Genomic DNA, 984 nt, shown 5'->3' with positions numbered 1-984 from the left:
CCGGAAACGATATCCGTCCCAAGGAACCCCGATGTACATCCAAGATTCCCCGACCCGCCTGCTGCCCGATGTCGCCTCGCAGGAGCACGCCCTGGCCATCGGCTCGCTCGACTGGGTGGGCATGGATGGCATGGAGATGCCCGTGGCGTTCGACGCCGGCGACGGCGATGTCCGCGCCACCGGTGCACGGGTGGGCGCCTTCGTGAACCTCACGAAGCCCGAGAAGCGCGGCATCCACATGTCGCGCCTTTACCTGCTGGTGTCCGAGGCGCTCTCGGCCGGCCCGCTTACCGTCGGCGGCCTCCGCGCCCTGCTGGGCGAGTTCCTTTCATCGCACGAGGGGCTCTCCGACCACGCCCGCATCACCATCGGCTTCGAGCACCTCGTGCGGCGCCGCGCGCTGCGCAGCGACAACAGCGGCTGGCGCGCTTACCCCATTACCCTCGATGCCACGCTGAGCGGCGACCGGTTCCACCTCGAGGTGACCACCGACGTGGTGTATTCCTCCACGTGCCCGGCCTCCGCCGCGCTGTCGCGGCAGCTCATCCAGGATGCGTTCGCCAGGTCGTTCCCGGCGGAGCACGCGCTCGACCGCGAGACGATCCTGGCGTGGCTGGGCTCGGAGCAGGGCATCGTCGCCACGCCGCACGCACAGCGCAGCACGGCCACGATCCGCGTGGCGCCGAAGGGCGAGGGCACCTTCAACCTCATCGGCATGATCGGCCGCGTGGAAGACGCGCTGGGCACGCCCGTGCAGACCGCGGTGAAGCGCGCCGACGAGCAGGCCTTCGCGCTCGCCAACGGCGGCAACCTCATGTTCTGCGAAGACGCCGCCCGCCGCATCCAGAAGACCCTGGACGCGGACCCCACGGTCGCCGACTTCCACGTCCGCGTGGCGCACCACGAAAGCCTGCACCCGCACGATGCGGTGGCGTTTGCCTCAAAAGCGCGTTGATGCCCCGCGTAGGAGCCCACACTGTGGGC

General features: G+C 69.7%; 1 protein-coding gene. It reads left to right on the top strand.

The window, feature by feature from the left end:
• The first annotated feature begins 31 nt into the window (after window positions 1-31).
• Window positions 32-955, top strand: coding sequence for a GTP cyclohydrolase FolE2 (gene folE2 / locus VI08_RS20460; RefSeq protein WP_045831494.1), 924 nt, complete (start codon window positions 32-34; stop codon window positions 953-955).
• Window positions 956-984 lie beyond the last annotated feature (29 nt).

It is taken from the genome of Luteibacter yeojuensis, from assembly GCF_000964085.1.
In the GTDB taxonomy this organism is placed as follows: domain Bacteria; phylum Pseudomonadota; class Gammaproteobacteria; order Xanthomonadales; family Rhodanobacteraceae; genus Luteibacter; species Luteibacter yeojuensis_A.
Note: the sequence above shows the minus strand (reverse complement) of the source record. Positions and strands in the feature narration are given on the sequence as shown.